General features: G+C 54.1%; 22 protein-coding genes and 1 pseudogene. 10 read left to right on the top strand and 13 right to left on the bottom strand.

All coding sequences use genetic code 11. The features are described from left to right. Positions 1–197 precede the first annotated feature (197 nt). Genes CKW20_RS22235 through CKW20_RS22250 form a run of 4 tightly spaced genes read right to left on the bottom strand, consistent with a single transcriptional unit; the run spans position 198 to position 5,767 of the window. Positions 198–575: a hypothetical protein gene (locus CKW20_RS22235; protein ID WP_095054795.1), complete on the bottom strand. Its 378-nt coding sequence runs from the start codon at positions 573–575 to the stop codon at positions 198–200. After that, a complete protein-coding gene (locus CKW20_RS22240; protein WP_095054796.1) occupies positions 575–2,497 on the bottom strand; it encodes an integrase in 1,923 nt (640 codons plus the stop codon). Before CKW20_RS22240 ends, CKW20_RS22235 begins: the two co-directional genes overlap by 1 nt. Further along, a complete protein-coding gene (locus CKW20_RS29335) occupies positions 2,494–4,350 on the bottom strand; it encodes an integrase (protein WP_141228976.1) in 1,857 nt (618 codons plus the stop codon). The genes CKW20_RS22240 and CKW20_RS29335 overlap by 4 nt, the downstream gene beginning before the upstream one ends. Positions 4,351–4,360: 10 nt before the next feature. Beyond that, positions 4,361–5,767, bottom strand: a complete 1,407-nt coding sequence (locus tag CKW20_RS22250; protein ID WP_095054798.1) for a site-specific integrase — start codon at positions 5,765–5,767, stop codon at positions 4,361–4,363. A 1,722-nt stretch (positions 5,768–7,489) separates the two neighbouring features. Here CKW20_RS22250 and benA point away from each other — a divergent pair. From benA to CKW20_RS22270, 4 genes and pseudogenes are all read left to right on the top strand, one after another. Next, positions 7,490–8,674, top strand: a pseudogene (gene benA / locus CKW20_RS22255) (benzoate 1,2-dioxygenase large subunit); the annotation flags it as partial. Then, complete coding sequence (gene benB, locus CKW20_RS22260) at positions 8,671–9,159, top strand: benzoate 1,2-dioxygenase small subunit (protein WP_095054799.1); 489 nt, start codon at positions 8,671–8,673, stop codon at positions 9,157–9,159. The pseudogene benA and the gene benB, both read left to right, overlap by 4 nt. A gap of 10 nt (positions 9,160–9,169) precedes the next feature. Further along, positions 9,170–10,183 carry a benzoate 1,2-dioxygenase electron transfer component BenC gene (benC, locus tag CKW20_RS22265; protein WP_095054800.1) on the top strand — a complete coding sequence of 338 codons (1,014 nt, stop codon included), beginning with the start codon at positions 9,170–9,172 and terminating at the stop codon, positions 10,181–10,183. A 47-nt stretch (positions 10,184–10,230) separates the two neighbouring features. Continuing rightward, positions 10,231–11,004: a 1,6-dihydroxycyclohexa-2,4-diene-1-carboxylate dehydrogenase gene (locus CKW20_RS22270; RefSeq protein WP_095054801.1), complete on the top strand. Its 774-nt coding sequence runs from the start codon at positions 10,231–10,233 to the stop codon at positions 11,002–11,004. Positions 11,005–11,165: 161 nt separating this feature from the next. Here the strand turns inward: CKW20_RS22270 and CKW20_RS22275 are convergent, their stop codons facing one another. Continuing rightward, on the bottom strand, positions 11,166–11,528 hold the full coding sequence (locus CKW20_RS22275) for an NUDIX hydrolase (RefSeq protein WP_095054802.1): 363 nt from the start codon (positions 11,526–11,528) through the stop codon (positions 11,166–11,168). A gap of 222 nt (positions 11,529–11,750) precedes the next feature. Here CKW20_RS22275 and CKW20_RS29980 point away from each other — a divergent pair, with 222 nt between their 5' ends. After that, positions 11,751–11,969, top strand: coding sequence for a DUF2188 domain-containing protein (locus CKW20_RS29980; RefSeq protein ID WP_095054803.1), 219 nt, complete (start codon positions 11,751–11,753; stop codon positions 11,967–11,969). Between the two features lie 50 nt (positions 11,970–12,019). On the opposite strand, the gene osmE is transcribed toward CKW20_RS29980, so the two are convergent. After that, positions 12,020–12,385 carry an osmotically-inducible lipoprotein OsmE gene (osmE, locus tag CKW20_RS22285; protein ID WP_095054804.1) on the bottom strand — a complete coding sequence of 122 codons (366 nt, stop codon included), beginning with the start codon at positions 12,383–12,385 and terminating at the stop codon, positions 12,020–12,022. A gap of 11 nt (positions 12,386–12,396) precedes the next feature. Beyond that, positions 12,397–12,636, bottom strand: a complete 240-nt coding sequence (locus CKW20_RS22290; RefSeq protein ID WP_095054805.1) for a hypothetical protein — start codon at positions 12,634–12,636, stop codon at positions 12,397–12,399. Between the two features lie 91 nt (positions 12,637–12,727). Between CKW20_RS22290 and CKW20_RS22295 the strand changes: the two genes are divergently transcribed. From CKW20_RS22295 to CKW20_RS22305, 3 genes are all read left to right on the top strand, one after another. Beyond that, on the top strand, positions 12,728–13,954 hold the full coding sequence (locus CKW20_RS22295) for an RtcB family protein (protein WP_095054806.1): 1,227 nt from the start codon (positions 12,728–12,730) through the stop codon (positions 13,952–13,954). A 98-nt stretch (positions 13,955–14,052) separates the two neighbouring features. After that, positions 14,053–14,289 (top strand): hypothetical protein, encoded by a 237-nt coding sequence (locus CKW20_RS22300; protein WP_095054807.1) that lies wholly within the window; start codon positions 14,053–14,055, stop codon positions 14,287–14,289. Between the two features lie 115 nt (positions 14,290–14,404). Next, positions 14,405–14,635: a hypothetical protein gene (locus CKW20_RS22305; protein WP_095054808.1), complete on the top strand. Its 231-nt coding sequence runs from the start codon at positions 14,405–14,407 to the stop codon at positions 14,633–14,635. 247 nt (positions 14,636–14,882) lie between these two features. Here the strand turns inward: CKW20_RS22305 and CKW20_RS29985 are convergent, their stop codons facing one another. Beyond that, positions 14,883–15,077 (bottom strand): hypothetical protein, encoded by a 195-nt coding sequence (locus tag CKW20_RS29985; RefSeq protein WP_095054809.1) that lies wholly within the window; start codon positions 15,075–15,077, stop codon positions 14,883–14,885. A 189-nt stretch (positions 15,078–15,266) separates the two neighbouring features. Here CKW20_RS29985 and CKW20_RS22315 point away from each other — a divergent pair, with 189 nt between their 5' ends. Next, on the top strand, positions 15,267–15,461 hold the full coding sequence (locus tag CKW20_RS22315) for a hypothetical protein (protein ID WP_007895586.1): 195 nt from the start codon (positions 15,267–15,269) through the stop codon (positions 15,459–15,461). Between the two features lie 625 nt (positions 15,462–16,086). On the opposite strand, the gene CKW20_RS22325 is transcribed toward CKW20_RS22315, so the two are convergent. The 5 genes from CKW20_RS22325 to CKW20_RS22345 form a co-directional block, all read right to left on the bottom strand. Further along, a complete protein-coding gene (locus CKW20_RS22325; RefSeq protein ID WP_095054811.1) occupies positions 16,087–17,478 on the bottom strand; it encodes a VOC family protein in 1,392 nt (463 codons plus the stop codon). A 128-nt stretch (positions 17,479–17,606) separates the two neighbouring features. Then, complete coding sequence (gene glcF, locus CKW20_RS22330) at positions 17,607–18,824, bottom strand: glycolate oxidase subunit GlcF (protein WP_095054812.1); 1,218 nt, start codon at positions 18,822–18,824, stop codon at positions 17,607–17,609. Between the two features lies 1 nt (position 18,825). After that, entirely contained in the window at positions 18,826–19,875 is a 1,050-nt protein-coding gene (gene glcE / locus CKW20_RS22335; RefSeq protein ID WP_095054813.1) for a glycolate oxidase subunit GlcE, read from the bottom strand. Next, a complete protein-coding gene (gene glcD, locus CKW20_RS22340; protein ID WP_095054814.1) occupies positions 19,875–21,374 on the bottom strand; it encodes a glycolate oxidase subunit GlcD in 1,500 nt (499 codons plus the stop codon). Before glcD ends, glcE begins: the two co-directional genes overlap by 1 nt. Before the next feature lie 98 nt (positions 21,375–21,472). Further along, positions 21,473–22,402: an alpha/beta fold hydrolase gene (locus tag CKW20_RS22345; protein WP_095054815.1), complete on the bottom strand. Its 930-nt coding sequence runs from the start codon at positions 22,400–22,402 to the stop codon at positions 21,473–21,475. 207 nt (positions 22,403–22,609) lie between these two features. Here CKW20_RS22345 and CKW20_RS22350 point away from each other — a divergent pair, with 207 nt between their 5' ends. After that, complete coding sequence (locus tag CKW20_RS22350) at positions 22,610–23,683, top strand: diguanylate cyclase (protein ID WP_095054816.1); 1,074 nt, start codon at positions 22,610–22,612, stop codon at positions 23,681–23,683. Positions 23,684–24,025 lie beyond the last annotated feature (342 nt).

Raw genomic sequence — 24,025 nt, forward strand, 5'->3', positions numbered from 1 at the left:
GTGTAGGCTGACCGCTGAGTCACTTAGCAATCACCTGGTTAAGCATGAGAGGATGGCGAAATGCGGGCAATGCCTATCCGTATCTTACAACCGCATTAAGCAGTCTATGAAGGCAGCTTCAAAGGCTGTTCAATACTCTGCGGGGCGTGACTCCCAATGAATTAGTTTGGCGAAAGATAAAGTGCTAGTAGTTAAAATCAACTTAGTTTTGGTTTGAAAGGTTTAACGTTGCCAATTTCCGACAGGTTACGTTCGAGGTTGTCGATTTGTCGGATGAGCATTAGTTCTCGTGCTAAGCTTTGTTGATATAAGACTTTGTCGTTTTTATTGCTGGCTACGTCAATATTTTTCGGCGTAAAAGTAATTAACTGTTGTTTTTGTTTTTTTGCACCTGCATCAATTTTAACATTTAGCCCGTCAAAGCATTCACGATCCTTTCTTATTGATCCCTTTCCACGACCCGCCTCAAGCGCAACTGAGTTTTTAGTGATTTTAGTTCCTGCGGGAACGCGAGTAGGTTGACCTTCAATCAGGCGATTGAGAGCATTTTCGTATTCGGCTATGAGGTCTGACATCAAGCGGTCTCCAGGATTTTATTTTTGAAAGTAAATAGCATTTCTAATTTGATCATTTCAGTATTGTATGCAAATGTGCCCTCTTCAAGAGATTTAATAACTTGAGTTTGTGAGCTGATCGTCGTGTCTAATTTGCTTTCCTTTATACAAGCACCGACGCAGGTCAGGCAGGCCACGAAGTTATGATGAGCGCGCTCATAACATTCGCCTACTTTCATGCATCCACCCAAAATGGTTTCCTTGTAGGACATCAATCCTCGTTTGACTTTATCGAGCGTATCTGCAAACGAAGTTCTGATATTGGCTAAGTAATTTGTCTTCCGATTTCTGTCACTCCATATGCCCGCAGCACCATGGAGCTTCGTTTCTTCTAAGATCACGTCCTTGAGAAACAAACTCGCTTCCGCATTAGGTTGTTGAGTTTTGAAAAATGCAACCACATCTGGGTTGTCCACGTTAAACAGATATTTGGCAGTCGCAAACCCCTTCACGTAATAGAGCGACATCTGCAACAGTGTATGTTGCAACATGCGCTTCAGTGAAGGTAGTGAAACCAGGCCGCTTTGAGCTGCGTATACAGCCATTGATCGTCTAAACTGGTGGGTCGTTAAATGCCAAATTTGTCCGGGTTGGAAATTCTCTTGTGATTGCCATTCTCTCAGTGGATCGAGCATCAGAAGCTCTTCGAAGTCTCTCTCAGTGATGACGCTTTGAGGAAAGTATTTTTCGAGAATAAATGGGGTGAGAGATGCCTGAGTTAACTTTTTTGATTTAATAATTCTTTTGTACTGATTTGATATTGGTAAATATGTCGCTGACAAAAATAAAAGTTTGGAACTTTTGATATGGTCGGGGCCAAATTTTTTAACCATTTTAGTTATATTTATGGCTAGGTTATATGGCAAAAGAATTTCTTTGGATGTAATCCAGTTTGCAGGTCTCGGTTCTTTGGTGAGTTTTACCGTAAGTCCCTTAACAATGTAAGCTGTTTTAGTCAGGCGGTCTACGCAGCCTTCTTCAAGTAAATAAGCCTCCGTTTCACGCATGGCAGTGTAAATGTGAATCAACATTTTTGCAGCGTAGTAACAACATTTTATGAAGTTGCACAGGGATGATATTTGTTTCATGTCGTTTGTTTTCATGAGTTCATTTAGTCCGCATTCATGCATCGCGGTTTCAAATGATACTCTGCATTCATTAGCGTTACGTGGTTTGCGTTTCATCCGTCCGTAGCAGGGGTTCTTTGATACGCGTTCTACCAGTAGTTCAATCCCTGTCATATTTTTGTTGTATTCTTTAATTGTGTTAATGTAATTGGTTGTTTTCTTTAACAAAATTGCTCCTGGAATAACCGGGTGTTGCTCGGATTCGTCATTTGCCTCTTTAATGGCTCGTTCAAAAATCCTCATTATTTTTGGCGAAATAGTAAAGAAATTTTCGGCAATAATTCTGTTGAAAATTGCTTGTATGTTCCTCAGGTAGTTCAATGAGTTGGACGCGGAGATAAACTTGACCATCTGTACATGGTCGTTAAGCATAGCATCCAGGGTGATATTGTGGGCTTGAGCATGGCAGTATAGTTTATATATTCCAGTGAGCGCCAAGGCGACTTTATCGTGACTGGGATACGTTCCGGTGCGCTTCGATGGTCGAAAAATCATTACAATCATTAGTAATTTGGTGGTATATAAATTTGTTTCGTCTATTTGGTTAAATGCTGCGAATTTAGAGAAGTTAATTTTGTCTCCTGATCTCGCATGTCCTTTGATTTGCGGAAGTTTCCACAGATTGTCGCTAACGACTGAAAGCGGCTCGTCCTTTGAGTTTCGGCTAATTACTGTAAGCGGAGTAATTTCGGAAAGCGGAATACCCAAATATGCATCTTGCGGCTGGTTATTGATAATCTGTACAGTGCTATTCATTTTATTCCGCCAAAGTTGACAAATTTGTCCAATAAAGCTCCCCAGTAGTCAGAAAGCTGTTCGTTGTTGTGTACTGTCTCCTGTACTTCAGCAAGAATTTCTTCAAACTGTTCAGAAGCGCCTTTGAGTTCTTTGAGTATTTGATTTATCTTGTTGATAGTGGGCCCATTTATTTTTTCGAATTCGTCACTAGAAACTGATGCTGTTTTGATTTCATTAAGAAAATATTTCAAGCTCACCAGTTTTCTCGCGTCTGTCTCAGTGGCGTGCGCTACAAAATTTTTGCAGAAGAGGCAAGTAATAAAGTCTTTGCAATCTGTCGTGGATACTTCAGCAATATCAATTAATTGAGTGGATGGGTTGCCGGGCTCAGTACAATGTCCCACTGGGGTGCTTTCCTGGTACTTGCAGACAGTCTCCGAAAATAAATTGTAGAACGCAGATATCTCTACAGTCGCTTTACCTTCCTCTGCTGAGGAGTACGCTTTGGCAATTGTGCCTAAGCTGCTCTGCATAAGTTGGCTGGCTACAGTTATTCCATAATTCGTGAGCAAATAATTATATTTGTAAAGCCTAAGCTTTCTATATCCTAGGCAAGGGTACTTCGAGTCAAAACGCTGCCGAAACGCTATTTGTAATTTGGTTAGCGCTCCAACTTGAAGGGGCTTTACTCCTTTTTGTCGATTTTTAAGAGGGATGGTTATGAATAGCGTATTAAACTTAGATCCGTCGAGAATGTATTCTCTAAGTTGTAAGTATTTCTCAAAGTCTTTAACGAAGTTTGTTGTTATGATGAAGCTTTGTACTTTGTTTCCTGCGCGCCACTTTATAGTACGAAAACCTTGTAGGTGTGGAATTATCTCGTAAGAGCCGGAATCCCATTCGAGATCAATAATTTGGTCTTCATTAATTCCTGTGTTTGCTACAAATATATGAAGGAAACAATTATGCGCCCACCTAGAAAGCTCATGATGGTGATGTCCTTTGATTTTCAGTTCTGCACATCTGTTCTCCCTCTCAAGAGCTGTTAATCTGGGCCCTATAGGCCTTTCTACTGATAAGGCAACGGTTCCTTTTTCATAGTTCCAACCGCTTTTTGATGTTCCCGAAGATTCAAAGCCATTCGGTTTGCAGAAATCTTTGTTGGGGACAATCCATATGTCGTGATTTTGAAAGTTTATTTGAAAAGGATATTTTGTCCTGTTGATCAATGCATCTGTTAATTGGTGAAACAGCGCTGAGCAAGAAGATGTTGCGTGTGCAACCTCTGAATCTAATGGGATTTCGGTGCCTTTCGTTTGCTGGGAGCGTGTTGAAACTCTATTTTTTGGCGGAGTGAAAATGTATTCGCTATCCGGGAAAAACTTATACGCTGCGGCTAAGGGGTATGATTGTTTTATCCGAGCTGTATGAGCTTTATTGGTTCCTTTTAAGAGTTTTTCATAAGTAGCCTCTGCGAATGAATCATAAGCTTGCTGATATTTTTCCTCGGAATGGAATAGATCGTCATGATCTTTACGTTCGCTTTCCCTAACCAGTTGAAAGATAACGCCGGCATAAGATGTAAATGTTTTTTCTCGTAAGTTCCCTGTTTTTATGTCGGTGATCGATTCTATCGCCCATGCAGTGATCGCTTTCACTCTATTAGCGTCTAGGTCAGTGGGTAAAATTTCATATATGGCTGAATTTCTAGTTTTACGTCTCTTTCTGTAGCACAGTGCACCGATATGAATAATTTCGCCTCGTCCCATTCGGAAAGCAATGTTTTCAGCCCCGTGCGCATCAATTTCTTGCTGGGCTTTAACTAAAGAAAGTTTGCCAATTTCTAATACATGTAATGCTTTGTTTTCCATTTGGTCTCTGCTACTGGAAGCTATACGATTGCGCCATTGCTTGAAGATGTGTCTCAAATTCGCTCTGTGCTGAAACAGCTAGCGCTTTTTCATGCTTATATCTCAAGTAGCGTTCCGTTGTAGCTATATCTTTATGTCCCATCCTTTTTTGCACGAATCCTAAAACCAGCATTATGTTGGTTGTGTTCTGAGGTTTTGACAGTTGTCTTAACTTGTCTTCTAGGAGATTCATGCAGAAGGTAGCCCTAAGATTGTGGAAACGAAATTTAAAGGTAGCTCCTTCTGACTCCAAAATAGGAGCTAGGCTTTTGTGAACAAACTGCCGTATTGAGTATCCATCTTGGATCGGAGCATCGGCGCCTCTTCTTTCGTCCTTTTTGGATATGTAGAAAGGATTGCCGTGTTGGGTCAGGAAAATATATTGAGACTCTCCATGGGATTTATCAAATCGATCACACCTCTCTTTATGTCGGGCGGAGTGTATATATGTATAAATTAGGCTGTTCAGCCATGCCGGAATGTAGATGTGCATTTTTTTATTGAATTTATTGTCGACATTAGTACCTCGTCCTATCAATATTGAAACTTCTTTCCCTTTTATTTTTTTCGGGTCTTGTATGTTTTCATGTCTAAGTGTGAAGGCGGTTTGTAACCTTGCTCCGCTAGTGATTGCAATCAACGACCCAAGTATAATTTCTGTATTCTTAGTTTTGAATAAAACTTTGATTAAGGCTTTTTGTTGATCTTCGTCATAGGGAATGAGTTTTCCGCCGTCAATTATGTATTCTCCTGATGGAATTTCCTCTGAATATTTTATTTTGAGGTCTGTTACAATAACAGTTCGGTCTTGCTGGAATCCTTTGCTGTTCGTAAAATGAATTTTCTTCTGTTTCTCTTCCCACAGGTTTTGAGTTGGATGAAAGTCGTGTCTTAGTTTTAAGTAGCGATATAAACCAATTACCGTTCCGATCCTTCCATTCGCAGTACGTATTCCAAGGGTATTTTGCTGTGTTTTTTCGTAAAGTTCCGATTTGTAGAAATACGTGGGTCGCCAATGTCTTCTCAAAGGCGTGCTCAAATAATCAACATTGCTTGCAGCTAATGTATTTCTGAAGTCAACCAGATTTTTGGCGTATGTCTTCAGTGTTTGATCCCCGACTGGGTCGTAACACATTGCTCTTGAAAGTATGTAAAGAGAGCCATGTTTCCAAATGGAGCCATCTGGATTTAGTATCACCGGTATGTTGTGGAGTATGGTTCTTCCATTCTCATCTTCTATTGACTGTGTTTTGTAATTGCTCTCGCGTGCGTTTTTTTCAGAACAGTCAGTGTCGATGCTCCCAAGTACGTAAAGGTCTGAGGTTTTTTCAAAAAGCGTTACGCGTGGTAGAACCGTGTATGTAAATTTACCAGCCATGTTGGATTTAGTCGGTCTTTGTCGTCTAGATTCGGCAGCATTTTTGATGTCGGCCTTTGATTCGGGCTGGATTTTGGATAGCGGTGAAAGTTCTGTCAATACCTATTAAAAGTATTCAAAACTTATACTCGTCAGTTGCTATTGTTGTTTGGTTTGGTTTAGTTGTCGTATATTGACAATATATGTCTAGGTTGTTTGAGTTATTGCGTAATGCTTCTGTCCTTAGGGGTGAGCCGAAATTGCTGGCGCCCGCTATGGGCGGGCTTATTTATTAGTGGTTTATTGACGCGGCTTAAATTTTTAATTTACGTTGTGTTTATATTGTTGCGTGAATTTACCCGACTGCTAAACCGTTTGAAGTTGATCGGTTTTGTCAGATGAACGGTCGAATTTTTCTGGTGGACGATCGGCTAATGGCGTGTTTTCGTGCGGGCCCGCACACGGTAGAGATCTATTTCTCCCCAGAAAACTATGGCCTGACTGAGAGCAATGCAGGGTGGAGGGTACTCGGGCGGCACGCTTCAATCGCTGGTTCCAGAGGGATATTCGCCCTTGCTTCGTGTTGTGTGCCGAAGACCCTCCCGGTCGGAGGTATAGGTGTGGTTCGCGGATATCTCTCGCAAATGTTATTTCGGAATCTGGACGGAAATGCCTGAATTGAGGCGAGTCGAACTGGACGACTCTTATTGCTTGGTCAAAGCATGGGATACCGAGTCATTGCCCACAGCTTCCGTCGGGCCCTTGTTGATCTCATCACGGCCGTCAAATCCTGGCCCCGCCTTCAAAGGGTGTGTGGGGGGCGAGGATGTGATGCAAGATCACAACTCTATGCAGAACACTGGATCAATTTCGTTCAACGTGTCGCGCCGATGATGAGGGAATGGCTACTTTGAACCCGCTTGTATGTTTCGCTTCTCGAAGTGGAAGGCCGTTGCTGCGAGGACGACAACGACACTCAAGTCACCTTCAGCCTAGATCGCGTGATTTAGTCGCCGTTTTCTGTTTTCCAGGCTAGAGCTGGTAAACGGCGATCTTCTCCATTGCCTAATGCTGGAACGCGTGTAAACGCCTTCTGGGTGATTGATCGCACGTCACGCAAGTGGGTTGGTTTGGTGACATCTGGCTTGGGCTCAATTTCGGGGCCGCTTCGTCTGTTCGGCGATTCATGGGTTCGTAGCTGGAGACCATCAGTAAGCGCGACTCACAAAGCAACTGAATGAAAGAGGGCATTCCGAAGTCGCTCAAGCGAAGCTCTGTACTGCGCATGCCAAGCTTGGATCAGGAAACATCGCTGTGTAAGCGGGAGGTGTCTTAAGTGCTGCCGCGCTGCTGCAAAGCAGTTTCTAACAATAGCTTTGCGGATGGGATTTACCACCTAGCAGTGACATCCAATTGACGGCTCTTTATGACCAGTTTTGTGTGGAAAGGGTAGACACAGCTGGCCGGAGCTCAGCGGATATTGGTTTGGCTTATCAGGCATTGGTACACCCAAATAGCTTAGCTGCGCCCTCATACGGGCAACATGCTTGATTCTTCCACTTCTACAGATGTTGTTCGAGTGGCTGTGCTTGCCACTCCAAGGTAAGAAATCAGGCCCTTAATCCATGCTCACGATTAAGGTGTTTCCATGCCCTAATCCCGGCAGCTGAAAATTGGTGTCCCATGATGTCCATTTTTTAGAAATCTTCGGGTATCCGTCGATTTCGATAAAGTCACGGGTGTTTCTACACCACCACCATGGGGCGTCAGTCGATCTTCATCGCGCGCAACAAGGACGGTGAGTTGAACGCCTTTATCAATGCGTGCAGTCACCGTGGCGCAATGCTTTGCCGGCACAAGACCGGCAACAAGAGCTCGTACACCTGCCCCTTCCACGGCTGGACCTTCAATAATTCCGGCAAGCTGCTCAAGGTCAAGGACCCTGCGGCAGCCGGCTACCCGGCGAGCTTCAATTGCGAAGGCTCCCACGACCTGACCAAGGTCGCGCGCTTCGAATCCTATCGCGGTTTCCTGTTCGGCAGCCTCAAGGCCGACGTGGTGCCGTTGGTAGAGCACTTGGGCGAGTCGGCGAAGATCATCGACATGATCGTCGACCAGTCCGCCGATGGCCTGGAAGTGCTGCGCGGTTCCTCCAGTTATATCTATGAAGGCAACTGGAAACTCACCGCCGAAAACGGTGCCGATGGTTATCACGTCAGCTCGGTGCATTGGAACTACGCAGCCACCCAGAACCAGCGCAAGCAACGCGAAGCCGGCGATTGTAATCCGACCATGAGCGCCGGCAGCTGGGCCAAGCAGGGCGGTGGTTTCTATTCCTTCGACAAGGGCCATATGTTGCTCTGGACCCGTTGGGCCAACCCCGAGGACCGGCCGCTGTACGAGCGTCGCGACGAGTTGGCCCAGGACTTCGGCCAGGCCCGCGCCGACTGGATGATCGAGAACTCGCGCAACCTGTGCCTGTACCCCAACGTCTATCTGATGGACCAGTTCAGCTCGCAGATTCGCATCGCCCGGCCGATTTCGGTCAACCGCACCGAAATCACCATTTACTGCATCGCCCCCAAAGGCGAAAGCGATCACGCCCGCTCGAGCCGGATTCGTCAGTATGAGGATTTCTTCAACGTCAGCGGCATGGCCACCCCGGACGATCTGGAAGAGTTTCGTTCCTGCCAGACGGGTTACCAGGGCAGCGTCACCGCCTGGAACGACATGTCCCGTGGCGCCGAACATTGGGTTGAAGGCGCCGATGACGCGGCCAAAGAGATCGACCTGCACCCGCTGCTCAGCGGAGTGCGTACCGAAGACGAAGGCCTGTTCGTGCTGCAACACAAGTATTGGCAGCAAACGATGCTCAAGGCGTTGGCCGCTGAACAGTCCGAACTGATTGCAGTGGAGGCCGTGCAATGACTATTACCTACGACACCGTACGCGATTTTCTCTATCGCGAAGCGCGCTACCTCGACGATAAACAATGGGACGACTGGCTGGAGTTGTACGCGCAGGACGCAACCTTCTGGATGCCGTCCTGGGACGACAACGACGAGCTGACCGAAGACCCGCAGCGGGAAATCTCGCTGATCTGGTACGGCAACCGCACCGGCCTGGAAGACCGCATCTTCCGCATCAAGACCGAACGTTCAAGTGCCAGCGTGCCGGACACCCGCACCTCGCACAATCTCAGCAACATCGAGCTGATCGAACAGGCCGACGGGCTGTGCAAGGTACGCTTCAACTGGCACACCCTGAGCTTTCGCTACAAGACCGTCGACAGCTATTTCGGCAGCAGTTTCTACACCCTGGATGTACGCGGTGAGAATCCGCTGATCAAAGCCAAGAAAGTGATCTTGAAGAACGATTACGTTCGTCAGGTCATTGATGTTTACCACCTCTGAGGCGGCCGTCATGACTCATTCCATTGCGTTCAATTTTGAAGACGGCGTCACTCGTTTCATCGACGCCAATGCCGGGGAAACCGTGGCCGATGCCGCGTACCGCCAAGGCATCAATATTCCACTGGATTGCCGCGATGGCGCCTGCGGTACCTGCAAATGTTTCGCGGAGGCCGGCCGCTACGACTTGGGCGAGGACTACATCGAAGACGCCCTCAGCCCTGAAGAGGCCGAGCAAGGTTTTGTCCTGACCTGCCAGATGCGTGCCCAGAGCGATTGCGTGGTGCGGGTGCCGGTCTCATCGGATGTCTGCCGCACCCGTCAGGCCAGTTACGACGCGACCATCAGTGCCGTGCGTCAGTTATCCGACAGCACCATCGCGCTGTCGATCAAGGGCGAGGCCCTGAGCAAACTGGCATTCCTGCCGGGGCAGTATGTGAACCTCGGAATTCCCGGCAGTGAACAGACCCGCGCGTACTCGTTCAGCTCGTTGCAGCGGGACGGCGAAGTCAGCTTTCTGATTCGCAACGTGCCCGGTGGCTTGATGAGCAGCTTCCTGACCGGCATGGCCAAGGCCGGCGACAGCATGAGCCTGGCCGGGCCGTTGGGCAGCTTTTATCTGCGCGACATCCGCCGTCCATTGTTGCTGCTGGCCGGTGGCACCGGTCTGGCGCCGTTCACCGCGATGCTGGAAAAAATTGCCGAGCAGGGCAGCGAGCATCCGCTGCATTTGATCTACGGCGTGACCAACGATTTCGACCTGGTGGAACTCGATCGACTCGAAGCCTTCGCCGCACGAATTCCGAATTTCAGCTTCAGCGCTTGCGTGGCCAATCCCGACAGCCGGCACCCGCTCAAGGGCTACGTGACCCAACACATCGAGCCACGGCACTTGAACGATGGCGACGTCGACGTCTACCTGTGCGGCCCGCCGCCAATGGTCGAAGCGGTCAGCCAGTTCATCCGCGAGCAAGGCATCGCACCGGTGAATTTCTACTACGAGAAATTTGCCGCCAGCGCGGCATAAAAATTTTCTGCAGCGATGCAGGAAACGGTCGTCGTCACGAGGTATGTATGAACCGATTCCATGAAAAAATTGTGCTGATTACCGGTGCCGCCCAAGGCATCGGCCGGCGTGTGGCTGAACGCATGGCCGCCGAAGGTGCGCGACTGATTCTGGTCGATCGCTCCGATCTGGTGTTCGAACTCCAGAAGGAATTGGGGCAGAGCAGCCAGGTACTTGCCCTGACCGCCGACCTTGAGCAATACAGCGAATGCAGCCGCGTGATGCGTACCGCTGTCGAGCGTTTTGATCGCCTCGATGTGTTGGTCAATAACGTCGGCGGCACGATTTGGGCCAAGCCTTTCGAACACTATGAAGAGCAGCAGATCGAAGCCGAAGTTCGCCGTTCGTTGTTCCCGACACTGTGGTGTTGCCATGCCGCGCTGCCGTTCATGCTCGAACAAGGCAGCGGCGCCATCGTCAACGTTTCGTCCATTGCGACCCGTAGCGTCAATCGCGTGCCGTACGGTGCGGCGAAGGGCGGGGTCAATGCGCTGACCGCTTGCCTGGCGTTCGAAACGGCCGGTCGTGGCGTGCGGGTCAACGCGACTGCTCCCGGTGGCACCGAGGCGCCGCCACGGCTGATCCCGCGCAACACCGCGCAGCAAAGCGCCGAGGAAAAGTTGTGGTATCAGCAGATCGTCGACCAGACCCTCGACAGCAGTTTGATGAAGCGCTACGGCACGCTGGATGAGCAGGCAAGCGCTATCCTGTTTCTGGCCAGTGACGAAGCCTCTTACATCACCGGCATGGTCATGCCGGTCGGTGGCGGCGATCAGGGCTGACAGGTTCGAAAAACACTATCCATAAGGCGGAGCCATCCTGATGAGCGACAAACCCACCATTGTGCTGGTTCATGGGTTTTGGGGCCTCGATGCCGGTCGAGATTGCCGCGTTCATCGATAAGGCCGCGACAGCACTGGCTAACGCATAGAGAAGCTGTGACCTACAAGCGACGCTGAAACGCTTTGACGATTCTGAGCGTGGCGTCGCTTGTGTTCAGGTTGTGGACGGTGTCCAGCGGATGCCAGATGCAGTCGAAGATTTCATTCAGAGGCCGAGCCTCTGCCTGGTTGACGACCGACGCCTCGTACACATGGTGCCGGGTGCTGGCCGTTTCCAACTCCATCAGGTACAGCAGGCCGTCGACCCCAAGCCCTGTTTCTTCGTAAAGCTCGCGTATGGCGGCGCCCGCAACGGTTTCGCCAGGCTCGATTTTTCCGCCGGGCAAGGTCCAGCGGCCCTTAAGTTTGCGCACCAGGAGAACATGTCGATCCTGCTCGCAAATGATGGTTGCGCGTACTTTCATGGATCACCCGATTGCCGCCTGTCATTAAACAGTCATAAAAATGCAATATTCAGACCGCAAACCGTTTAGGTGTCTGTTTCAAGGGTTAGAGTCAAACGGGCGGTTGAAAGTGCGATGAGATGCCGGAATCCCGACGCGACGTCTGGTTGGCACTTCAGCAGAGGTCGGGTGTAAGGTAGTTGAGTCGAATCCAGGACTATCACTGCCGAAATGGAGGTGACTATGAGTGTTCCGATGCTGACCAAAATGCACATGAACGGTTATGACGTACTCAGCGTGAACAATGGCCCCTGGCGGGTATGCACCAAAGGTGACCGGCTTGGTGCCTTTGGCAGCAGAGAGGAGGCACTGGCCTACGCGGCTTCGCTTCCCGCCTACAGAGCCCGGTCGGGTAAAGCGTCGCGTAGCCACAAATCAGAAAGCCGGAAATCAGACCAATAGTGTGCTTGAAGCCCCGGTACGCCGGGGCTTTTGATAACCGTCGGTCATGGTCAGTAACCGCTGCCACCCATCCCGCCCGTAGAGGGGGAATAATATTCTCTGGCTTTTTGTTGGGCACGACTCCATTGCGCGCAGGTCATGAAACTTTTGTGGTCGACCTTGCCCTTGCCGTCGAAGCTGACGTTGTACGGCTGCTGATGGCCGGCCTGGGTCAGCTTGTAATCGAAGCAGGTACCAGGCTCCACCGTGCGCTTTGTTATCGATATAGGCTGGCCGCCAATCTGCTGAACTTGATCCTTGCTCATGCCGGTCTCGACCTTGGCGACCAGCGGTTGGTCTCGATAAATGTGTGATTCCGTGTTGCAGCCACCTGACGCCGCCAGCACGGCGATCAGCGCGCATAGACGCTTGTTCATGGCAGCGCTCTCTAGTGAGCTTTCATTCGACTGATGGATTTTGCTTTTACTTCTTCAGCATAGCCCGCCAGTCGCTCTTCATCGCCCTGGAACAATGCGCACAGTCTTAGTGTTGCCTCTGCGTCCACATCATTGCCGGCCAGACGCAACTGCTCTGCAATGCGCAAAAGCTCTACCGCCGACCACCTCAGGTCCGAGGCTACACCTTGCAGGTCGCGCCGAAGTTGCTGTTCATATTCATTAAGCCACATGATGACCTCCTGCAATTCCCCGCTACGAAATAGTAGTCCCATTTACCTGTCTGGAGCGTTATGTTCGTCTGATCGCAAGAGAGTCGAAATCATGCAACAACCTGTCTACCAACTGCTGGAAGTCGCCAACGGCAAGCCGATCAAACTCTGGACCGAGGGTGTGCCGGTTGAAAGCGAAGCCCGGCAGCAATTGATCAATACCGCGAAGATGCCGTTCATCTTCAAACATCTGGCGGTGATGCCGGATGTGCATCTGGGCAAAGGGTCTACCATCGGCAGCGTGATCCCTACCATGGGCGCGATCATTCCGGCGGCCGTGGGAGTGGACATCGGCTGCGGCATGATTGCCGCGCGCACCTCACTGACCGCCGCCGACTTGCCGGACAACCTGCACGGCCTGCGCAGCGCCATCGAAAAGGCCGTGCCCCATGGCCGCACGTTGAGCCGTGGTCGCCGCGATGAAGGGGCCTGGAACCATGTTCCACAGCAGGCCGATCAGGCCTGGGCGGCGCTGAGTTCACGGTTCAAGGCGATCACCGACAAATACCCGAAACTCGCCAGCACCAACAACCGTCAGCACCTGGGCACCCTCGGTACCGGTAATCACTTCATCGAGGTATGCCTGGACGAGGCCAACTGCGTCTGGTTCATGTTGCACAGCGGTTCCCGCGGCGTTGGCAATGCCATTGGGACCCTGTTCATTCAATTGGCCCAGGCGGATATGCGCCAGCACATCGCCAATCTGCCGGACCGCGATCTGGCCTATTTCAAGGAAGGCAGCCGGCATTTCGATGACTACGTCGAAGCGGTGGGCTGGGCTCAGGACTTCGCCCGGCAGAATCGTGCCTTGATGATGCAGGCGGTGATTCAGGCAGCGCGGCAAGTGATTCGCAAACCCTTCGAGGTCGCGCTGGAGGCTGTGAACTGCCACCACAATTACGTGCAGAAAGAGCGGCACTTCGGTGAAGACGTTCTGGTCACCCGCAAAGGGGCGGTGTCGGCGAAGAAGGGCGAATTGGGGATCATTCCCGGCTCCATGGGCGCCAAAAGCTTCATCGTTCGCGGTCTCGGCAACGAGCAATCGTTCTGCTCGTGCAGCCACGGTGCCGGTCGGACCATGAGCCGCACCAAAGCCAAAAATACCTTCACCGTTGCAGACCAGATCCGCGCGACTGCTCATGTCGAGTGCCGCAAGGATGCGGCGGTCATCGATGAGATTCCGATGGCCTACAAGGACATCGACAAAGTGATGTACGCGCAGCGTGATCTGGTGGAAGTGCTGCACACCTTGCGTCAGGTGGTGTGCGTGAAAGGGTAGGGATGGAAGGTGCTTCCACTGGTCGGGAAAATTAATGAGAGTGAACAGCTCTGCTGTCGTATTGAGGTAGTGATTTATTCGCTAGGGGGCCATTTCAAATGACGACTACCGATGATTTCAAACACCATGCACATGAGCTGATCGTTGATCTGGATGCGGCAACCACGGAAATGATGAAACTGATCTCGGCCCATCAGTTGAGCGGCCCGGAATGGGAGCGGGTCACGAAATGGCAGCATGAAGCGTATGAGCGATGGATGACGTACCTGAATGCGAGGTCGTATCCCGATTCCGGCTCGGGCCCCGAGCCGGGGCAGGGCGAAGCCCCTCTATAGACGGTCGCTTCGTTCGTGCTTCGTTTGTGGGTATCGACTTGTGCCGTATGTCGGAAGCGAGGAACGGCCATTCCTTAATCAACTTCCAAGAGCTGACATCCTTGGGAGTTTGGCCATGAATGATGATCGAAAAAAGGCAGCCCTCGATGCCTGGTACCGACTCTTGAGAGAGCCGGAGGTCGGGATGGATTGTGAAGAACATTACGATAAATTGCTGAAGGCGGCGGATGAAATGGCGGGCGCCGGGCTCATTAACAACGCCGAATGGCGTGAGTTGGTGCGCGATGCACGGGGCGCTTTTTCCATCGCAATCGATGGTGTCGGTAGCGGAATAGTCAGCAGATGACTTAAAAATAGTGTGGATATTTAATGGCTTAGGAGATTTAGTAACTGGATAGTGAGTTAGAATATCTTGTTACAAGTCATGCATTTAGGTAATATCGTCCCGCGTTCACCACCACGGTTTATGCATTTTTGAAGCCCAGGCGTCCATCAGCTGCCTGGGCTTTTTTTTGTCTGGAAATTGGGTGATTGTTTATGAGCACGCTGCCGGCAAAGCGCCAGCAGCGTGGGTGAACGAAAGCTTGATGCCGTTATATGGCCGGATCAGCCTTGCGCCGATCATTGCCAGAAGGGTTTCCGGTGTTTAAAAGCCTTCTCTCTACCAGGACATTTTGCAGGGCCTGGCGTGCCGAAGGGTCTAGCTGATGTTCTCTCTCCTTGAGCTCGAGCAAGATGGGGTTGGACCATCCACGATAGGTTTGCTCGGAAATACGAGTAGATGTCATCTATCTCTCCTTTGATGAGTCGCCCGACAACACAGTGGGCGAGGTCCTGTGCGATAAAAATCCTAGTTGAGGAAACGATTTGTCGCCAGCGATGGGCACTGCAATGAGATGCCGATCATCCTCCGCAACAGGGGTTGTCCACGATTCGGGCGTAAACTAAAAAAGCTACCTCATCAAAAGGAGCCGCATATGATCGCCGACCAAATGAACAGACAGGAGTCGGAGCAAGGCGCTGTTTGGGATCAATACTTCTGTGCCGCGTTGATTGCGGAAAGCAATCTGACGGCACCGGTGGTAGGAGAAGCCACCCACGAAGACAGGCAGAATCTGTTAATCCAAAGGGCCAAAGCACTCGCCGACAAGATGCTGGAAAACAGAAGATAACCGGAGCCCAGCCATTGCGCTGGGCTCTTCACCTTTCGAGGCTCATATCTGGCCAGGCGGTCATTGCTGTTGGCGCGACGGGATGATCGGGTTTTCTGTCAGATGAACGTTCCTTGGTCGCGGATCGTCTACAGTTGGTAATTCAAGGATAGGGAGATCGAACATGAAGTGCTTAATCTGTCAGGCTGCCTCTAACACTGTTCATGCGGCTGAAGACTGGTCAGAGATCGCTTGCTCGGCCGGATGTGGACGCTACAGGGTCTCGGCGAACCTTGTTGCAAAAATGAAGTTCAGGAACGAGTTCTTTGACATCGAACGCACAAGACGATGGCTTAAGATGTCGCGCAATGATGATCCGGTACCGTTGATATCTACCTACGATTACAACGTTTCCTTATTGCATCGCGACACTGAGGAGAGGTCGGTCATTGCGCCGCGTCGCGCCAGGCAGTCGTTGACTTCGGATTAGAACCTGTCAGTCCTGGCTGTAACACCGCCCACCCCGTAGGAACTGTAAACGACACCGAACCCGGAGCCGGCTTGCCGGCGAAGGCGTTTTCATGGGCGGTGCAGGACGCGAGGCTGCTTTCGCTGGCAAGGCAGCTCCATCGTGTGGCCGTAACACCTAATCAGAAACGTTCAAACCCAGTGCTGCAAAACACTCATCAATCGACCGCCGCTGCGTCTCGGTATATAGCGCCAACTCATCAATCGTCGACCTTCCCAAGGCCTTTTCGAACGCTTGCCGGTTCGAATGCACGCCATAACGGGTTTGCGCGACATCCCCCAGGTTCGACTGAAAAATCCCCGCCGCACTGACCGGCAAAAAGTCTTCGTACACCAGTGGTTCAACCCGCACATAGCCGCCTTTGAGCAAATCCTCCAGCGATGCGCCTTGCAGTTCATCCGCCGCCAAGCCTTTTTCCGTTACGAAGTAGCGAAAGTACGCCAGTTCCTGTTGGCGCATGTCCTCGAGGGTGTCAGGGAATTCGCCGAAGTGCTGCGTCATTAGCGCGTTGTAGCGTGCGGCGTTGGCTTCGTTGGGGAAATCCTTGAGTTCATCGCGGGCAGCGTTGAGTAAGCGGTCGTAAAGCGCCCGGCCTTTAGGGGTTAGCGCCGCACCGCGTTGCTCGATTTCACCGAAGCGAGCGCTATGGCTGCCACGGGTTTCGGCTTGATCGGTAAAAGCAATCGGCTCGTCCAGCGCCTTGAAACTGGTTTGACGCAGGAGGATCGGGCATTGACGGCGGGGGGGGCCTTCGATCACCGCTTTGGGGGTGATGCCATGGGCAGGCATTTGCGCCTGCACGATATCGATGTCCAGGGTGCGTGGTGTCAGGTGGTTGATGTGCGGGCCTTTGAAGGCCACCACGTCGGCAATCAGTCGATGCTGGGCGCTGAGTTGCTGGTATTGCTCGGCGGTGACGGTGGCGCTGTGGTGCCAGCGGAAGGTTTCCAGGGCTTGTGAAACGAAATCCTGCGCCTCGTATTCGGTCAGACCGCCCTGGTTTTCGGCGCGTTCGATGAGGGTCAGCGCCGCCGGGGTGAAGATCGAGCGCGTGTCTAGCACCGACTGGGCAAAGGCCCGCAGTTCGGCGTCTTCGATCAGCTCCAGGCGCAACAGCGAGGTGAACACCCGGAACGGGCTGACCTGCAACGCCGCCTCATGCACGGCGCGGAACGCGGTGGAATGCACCGGCACGCCGGCCGGGGTCAGGTCGTAATAGCCCACCGGTTGCATGCCCATCACCGCAAACAGGCGGGCGAGGGTCGCCAGTTCAGCGGCGGTGCCGACGCGGATTGCACCGTGGCGTTCCAGGTCCAGCCGCTGGATTTCGCCGGTGCTGTTCAACTGTCGGGCGATCTGCGGATCGCAGTCCAGCACGTGGCGGTTGGTCTGTTCCACCAATTCCATCAGCGCGCCGTACAGCGGCACTTCTTCGCGGTACATGTCGGACATCGCTTTGGAGAAGCGTTGGCGGATCAGGTCAGGGCTGACGAAGTTCGGATGGCTCATGAAAAAGTTCCTGGCGCAGTGACGTAACGGATGCCGGAAAAGATCGCAGCCTTCGGCGGCGCCGACAAACGAAGTTTCTGACGAACTTCATTCTGCCAAGGACTGTTCTTGCAACGCAGGCTGTTCGGTCAACGGAGCACTTGGTCCACCAATTCGATCCAGTGCCTGACCGGCGTTCGTCCGGCGCTGTTGAGGTGGCTCTGACAGCCGATGTTGGCGGTGGCGATCACTTCGGGGTGGCCGCTTTCCAGGGCGTTGAGTTTGTTGTCGCGCAGTTGCCGGGCCAGTTCCGGTTGGGTGATCGAATAGGTGCCGGCCGAGCCGCAACACAAATGGCTGTCGGGCACCGCCGTGAGATTGAAGCCCAACCGGGTCAGCACGGCTTCTACCGCGCCGCCGAGTTTCTGCGCGTGCTGCAAGGTACAGGGGCAGTGGAAGGCGATCCGCCGGTCGGTGGCGGCGCAAACCCGTTCCAAAGGTTCATCGGCCAACACTTGCACCAGGTCCAGGGTGAGTTCGCTGACCCGCCGGGCTTTGGCCGCATAGACCGGATCGCGCTCCAGCAGATGCCCGTAATCCTTGATGAACGCGCCGCAGCCGCTGGCGGTTTGCACGATGGCTTCGGCGCCGTTTTCCAGGTGCGGCCACCAAGCGTCGATGTTACGTCGGGCGCGGTCCAGGCCCATGGCTTGGGCGTCGAGATGATAATCCAGTGCGCCACAGCAGCCGGCGTCTGGCGCCGGGATCACGCTGATCCCCAGCCGATCCAGTACCCGCGCGGTCGCGGCATTTGTATTGGGCGACAGACCGGGTTGCACGCAGCCTTCGAGGATCAGCACCCGACGAGCATGCCGAAGAGCAGGGCGCTCGCCTGCGGCGGGGAGGTCGTGGGGCAACTTCGCCTCAACGCCCCGTGGCAGCAACGGCCGGAATGTGGCGCCGATTTGCAGCAAAGTTCTGAACAGATTCGGATTCGGCGCCAGTGCCCGCAGCCCTTGGCGCAACAACCGCTGACTGGCTGGGCGCGGCACCGCTTGATCGATCACGGCGCGGCCAATGTCCAGCAAGTTGTGATAATCCACCCCGGACGGGCAGGTGGTTTCGCAGTTGCGGCAGGTCAGGCAGCGATCCAGGTGCAACTGGGCTTTGGCCGTGGCGGGGGCGCCTTCGAGCACTTGCTTGATCAGGTAGATGCGCCCGCGCGGCCCGTCCAGTTCGTCGCCCAGCAGTTGGTAGGTCGGGCAGGTGGCGTTGCAGAACCCGCAATGCACGCAGGTGCGCAGAATCTTGTCCGCTTCTTCGGCGCGGGGCAGTAGTTTGGACTGTTCGCTGAGATTGGTTTGCATACTAGAATTCCGCGTACATCCGCCCAGGGTTGAACAGCCCTTGCGGGTCCAGTTGCGCCTTGAGTTGCCGGTGATAGCGCAGCAGTGCCGGGGCCAGCGGCTGGAATGGTGTGTCGCTGATGCCATGGCTGAAACAGGTGGCGTGGCCGCCGAGTTCATGGGCCCGCGACTGAATGTTCTCGGCCGCGGATTTCAACCAGCGTTGCGCGCCGCCCCAATCAATCAGTTGCTCACCGGGCAAGTCCAGAGGCCCGAGGTTGTTGGGCAATGACAAACGCCACAGCGGCAGGCCCTCATTAAAAAAGTCTAGTCGTTGTTCGTTGAGGTCGGCCCAATAATCGGAATCCAACGGTTTGCCGCCGAGCCGTTGATGGGCGGCGGTCACCGAACCTTCGCCGCCTTCCAACCGCAGATACAAACGCTGACCGTCGTGGCTGGCAGCGCTGATGGGCAGTGGTTGCTGGCCCCATTGCGCCAGATTTTCCAAGGCGCGGGCGCAGTCGATGTCCAGGCTGATACTCAAGCATTGCCGGGGTTTGGGCAGCACTTTGAGCGAGACTTCGGTCAGCACGCCGAGGCAGCCATAACTGCCGACCATCAGGCGCGAGAGGTCGTAGCCGGCGACGTTTTTCATCACTTCACCGCCGAAGCGCAGGTGGGTGCCGAGGCCGCTGATCACCCGCGTACCGAGGACAAAATCGCGCACCGAACCGGACCACGGGCGCCGCGGCCCGGACAGTCCTGCCGCGATCATCCCGCCGACGGTGGCGCCTTCGCCGAACGATGGCGGCTCGCAGGGCAGCATTTGCCCCGCTGCGTCCAGTGCGGCAAACAGTTCGCTCAGCGGCGTGCCGGCGCGAACGCTGATCACCAGTTCCGTCGGATCGTAGCTGACGATGCCGCGATGGGCGCGGGTGTCGAGTATTTCTCCGGCCACTTCACGGCCAAGAAACGCCTTGGTATTACCGCCCTGAATGCGCAGTGGCGTGGCGTTCTCCCGCGCCTGTTTGACTTGCTCGAGCAGGGCTTCACTGGCATCGAAGTCCGGCATCAGAATCGCTCCAGCTCAGGAAATGGCAGTTGCCCGGCGTGGATGTGCATCGCGCCGAATTCCGCGCAGCGGTGCAGCGTCGGGATGTTCTTGCCAGGGTTGAGCAGGCCCTTTGGGTCGAACGCGGCTTTCACTGCATGAAACAGGGTTAATTCGTCACTGTTGAACTGCGCGCACATCTGATTGATTTTCTCCCGGCCGACGCCATGTTCGCCGGTGATGCTGCCGCCGACTTTTACGCACAGTTCGAGGATCTTGCCGCCGAGGGCTTCGGCCCATTCCAGTTCGCCGGGCTGGTTGGCGTCGAACAGAATCAGCGGGTGCATATTGCCGTCGCCGGCATGGAAAACGTTGGCCACTCGCAAGCCGTATTCTTGTGCAAGATCGGCGATGCCCTTGAGCACTCCGGGCAGTTCGCGGCGGGGGATGGTGCCATCCATGCAGTAGTAATCCGGCGAGAGGCGGCCAATCGCCGGGAAGGCGTTCTTGCGCCCGGCCCAGAATCGCACGCGTTCGGCTTCGTCCCGGGCCTGGCGCACTTCGCTGGCACCGGCCTGTTGCAGCACCTCGCGGACTCGCTCGCAGTCGTCGTGGACATCGGCTTCGACACCGTCCAGTTCGCACAGCAGGATCGCCTCGGCGTCCACCGGGTAACCGGCGTGGATGAAATCCTCGGCGGCGCGGATCGCCAGGTTGTCCATCATCTCCAGGCCTCCGGGGATGATTCCGGCGGCGATGATCTCAGCCACTGCGCGACCGGCCTTTTCCACAGAATCGAAACTGGCGAGCAGGACCTTGGCGACCTGGGGTTTGGGCAGCAGTTTGACCGTGACTTCGGTGATGATCCCCAGCAAGCCTTCGGAGCCGGTGAACAACGCCAGCAGATCGAACCCCGGCGCGTCCAGCGAATCGGCGCCGAGGGTCAGGTGTTCGCCTTCAAGGGTCAATACGTCGAGTTTCAGCAGGTTGTGCACGGTCAGGCCGTATTTGAGGCAATGCACGCCACCGGCGTTTTCCGCGACGTTGCCGCCGATGGAGCAGGCGATTTGCGAGGACGGGTCCGGCGCGTAATACAGACCGAAGGGTGCCGCCGCCTGGGAAATCGCCAGGTTACGCACCCCCGGTTGAACCCGTGCGGTACGCGCGGCAGGGTCGATGTGCAGGATGTTGTTGAACCGCACCATCACCAGCAGCACGCCTTTGTCCAACGGCAACGCACCGCCGGACAACCCGGTGCCGGCCCCGCGCGCCACCACCGGCACGTTGCGGGCATGACAGAGCCTGAGCAGCGCCTGCACCTGTTCCAACTGCCGGGGCAGGGCGACCAGCATCGGCGTGGTGCGATAAGCCGAGAGACCGTCGCATTCGTACGGTTTGAGTTCTTCTTCGCGCCAGAGGATGTCCAGGTCCGGCACCTCCTGCTGCAAGGCCTTGAGCAGCGCAGCCTTGTCGACGTTCGGCAGAACACCGTCGATGCGTTCGTCGTAAAGAATGTTCATCGTCGCGCCTCGTATGAATCGCTGAACATCACCCCGAATTATCTACCAAACATCTCTGTAGCAGCTGTCGAGCCTGCGAGGCAGCTGCTACAGGGGGCTTATGAACGATGTGTCTCCAAAAACTCCCGGTACAACCGTGCCGTATTGGCCGGTTGCTCAACCATCGGCATATGGCCGACACCGTCCCAGATGTCCACCTGCAGGTCGGCGATGCCCTTGCTCCAGACCGGTACGCTGCTGACGTCGATCAAGCGGTCCTTGCGCCCCCACAGCAGCAGCGCCGGACACTTGATATCGGGCAGTTTCGGCTCCATCGGCGGGCTGGCGTGGAAGTCCCTGAAGATTTCTTCCAGCTCGTCGCGCTGCTGTTCATAGCGCTGGGCGACGGCGTCCAGCACGATCCCCGGCACCCAGGGCGGTGAGGCCATGGTCATAGCGTAGAAGTACTGGAATTCTTCACGGGAATGAATCAAAAACGGGTTGTGACCGCGAGCCAGGTGTCGCTCCATGTCGCTGAGCTCCGGGGCGGTGACGCCGGCTGGGTCGAGCAGCGCCAGCGAGATAATGCGCTCGGGGTAAGTGGCCGCCAGCCACGCCGCGATGTAGCCGCCCATGGAGTTGCCGATCACGTGCACCTTCTCGACTCCACAGATATCGAGCAACTGGATCAACCGTTTGGCCTGGACCGGAATGTCGTAGCCACCGCCGGCCTTGAAGCCGGTTTCGCCATGCCCCGCGAGGTCAGGAATAATCACCCGGTAGTCATCGACAAAGTGCCGGGCAAAGCGCAGCCAGATGTTCTTGTCGGCGCTGCAGCCGTGCAGCATCAGCACACTGCTGGAGGCTTCGTAAGGCCCGCCTTGCCAGGTCGAGACGGTCATTTCGGCGATCGGCACGACGATCTTGTGTAACCGATACAGCCGGGCCTCCAGCGCCATGTTCAAGTCATAGAGCCAGTAACCGATGGCCGGGTAACTCAACCAGCTCCAGGCCACGAAGACGGCGATAGTGACAACCAACAAAAGCATCAGGCTATTCCTTTGCAATGATCAGGACAGGTTGTTTATCGATCCCTCCCTTCATGTATAGACAAACATTGGACACTCGCCTCATGGCGATGCCAGGTAATTCAGACCGCTAACCGGTGATGGCTATTTGCCGTTGCCCTGATAGACTTCAAACACACTTTTCAACCCGTGTGTTGTCAGGCTCCGTTCAGCAGTACAGAGGCCTCTATGGAAAAAAAGGGAGGAAAGGGACTTTCGTTGGCCAGGAGGCTGTATGCGTCGCGAATCCTGGGGCTGGCCCTTGGGTTATTGTGCGTCGGCGCAGGGATGTACCCACTCGACCCGGCGCCCTGGGTCTGGGGGATGATGCTGCTCAACGGGCTGCTCTGGCCGCATATAGCCTATCAATGGGCGCGCCGGGCGAAAATTCCTTACCACGCCGAGCACCGCAACATCCTGGTGGACGCGTTTCTCGGCGGTTTCTGGGTGGCCGCCATGCAGTTCAATCCGCTGCCCAGCGCGGCAACGCTGTCGATGATGGCGATGCACAACGTGGCCATCGGCGGTTTGCGTTTTCTGTTGGTAGGCGCCGTCGCGCAGATGCTAGGGATCGGCGTGGGGTTGCTGGTGTTCATGCCGGCTTTTGTCCCGCAGACCAATCCGCTTCAGCTGTACGCCTGTTTGCCTTTGCTGTCGATTTATCCGCTGTCCCTGGGCTGGATCTGCTTCCGTCAGGCCTACACCCTCGGCCAACACAAGCGCGAGTTGCTGGCCCTGAGCCGCACCGACAGCCTGACTGGCCTGCTGAATCACGGTGCCTGGAAAGATCAGCTGGAAGTCGAATTTCAGCGTTGCCGACGTCAGCAGCAAGGCGGGGCGATTGCGCTGATCGACATCGACCATTTCAAGACCATCAACGATACCTATGGCCATGTCGCGGGCGACATCGTCTTGCGTAAACTGAGCAAAATGCTCAAGCAGAATCTGCGGGCAACCGATGTCGCCGGGCGTTACGGCGGCGATGAATTTTGCGTGCTGTTGCCAGACCTGCCACTGGACCGTGCCGCCGTGGCGATGGATGCGCTGCGTGATCGTTTCGCCACGTTGGGTTATGAGCAGAACCCGGCGCTGAAAGTCAGTTTGAGCATTGGCCTGGCGGCCTTCAACCCGGCCCACGACGACGCGACCCTGTGGCTCAACGACGCTGACCAGGCCCTCTACGAAGCCAAGACCACCGGCCGCAACCGCGTCATCTGCCATAGCGACGGCAAGCCGCACAAGGCGTTGCTCGATTCAGTGTAACCACCCCCCCTTGTAGGAGCGAGCTTGCTCGCGAAGACGGAGTGTCAGTCGGCATCATCGTTGTCACATCTTCCCGAGTTTGATGGTGTACATATCCGTTTCTGCGGTGACGGCCACCTAGGGTTCCGCCCTTACGGCGGGTCACTTGGAAAAGCCCCAAGTAACCAAGGGCTTCTGCCCCTGTCGTTCGGTGCCTCGCCCAGGCTCGGCATGCCCTCGCTCCGGTCCTGCTCCGTGGGCCCGCCGCGATCGGCCATCCATGGCCGTGCGCGGCTAACCCGGCATCCATGCCGGGTTGCCCACTGCGCAGAACCTCCACTCGGCCTCTCGAGGGCGCGGTGC

Origin of the sequence: Pseudomonas sp. Irchel s3b2 (assembly GCF_900187445.1) — a bacterium.
In the GTDB taxonomy this organism is placed as follows: Bacteria; Pseudomonadota; Gammaproteobacteria; order Pseudomonadales; family Pseudomonadaceae; genus Aquipseudomonas.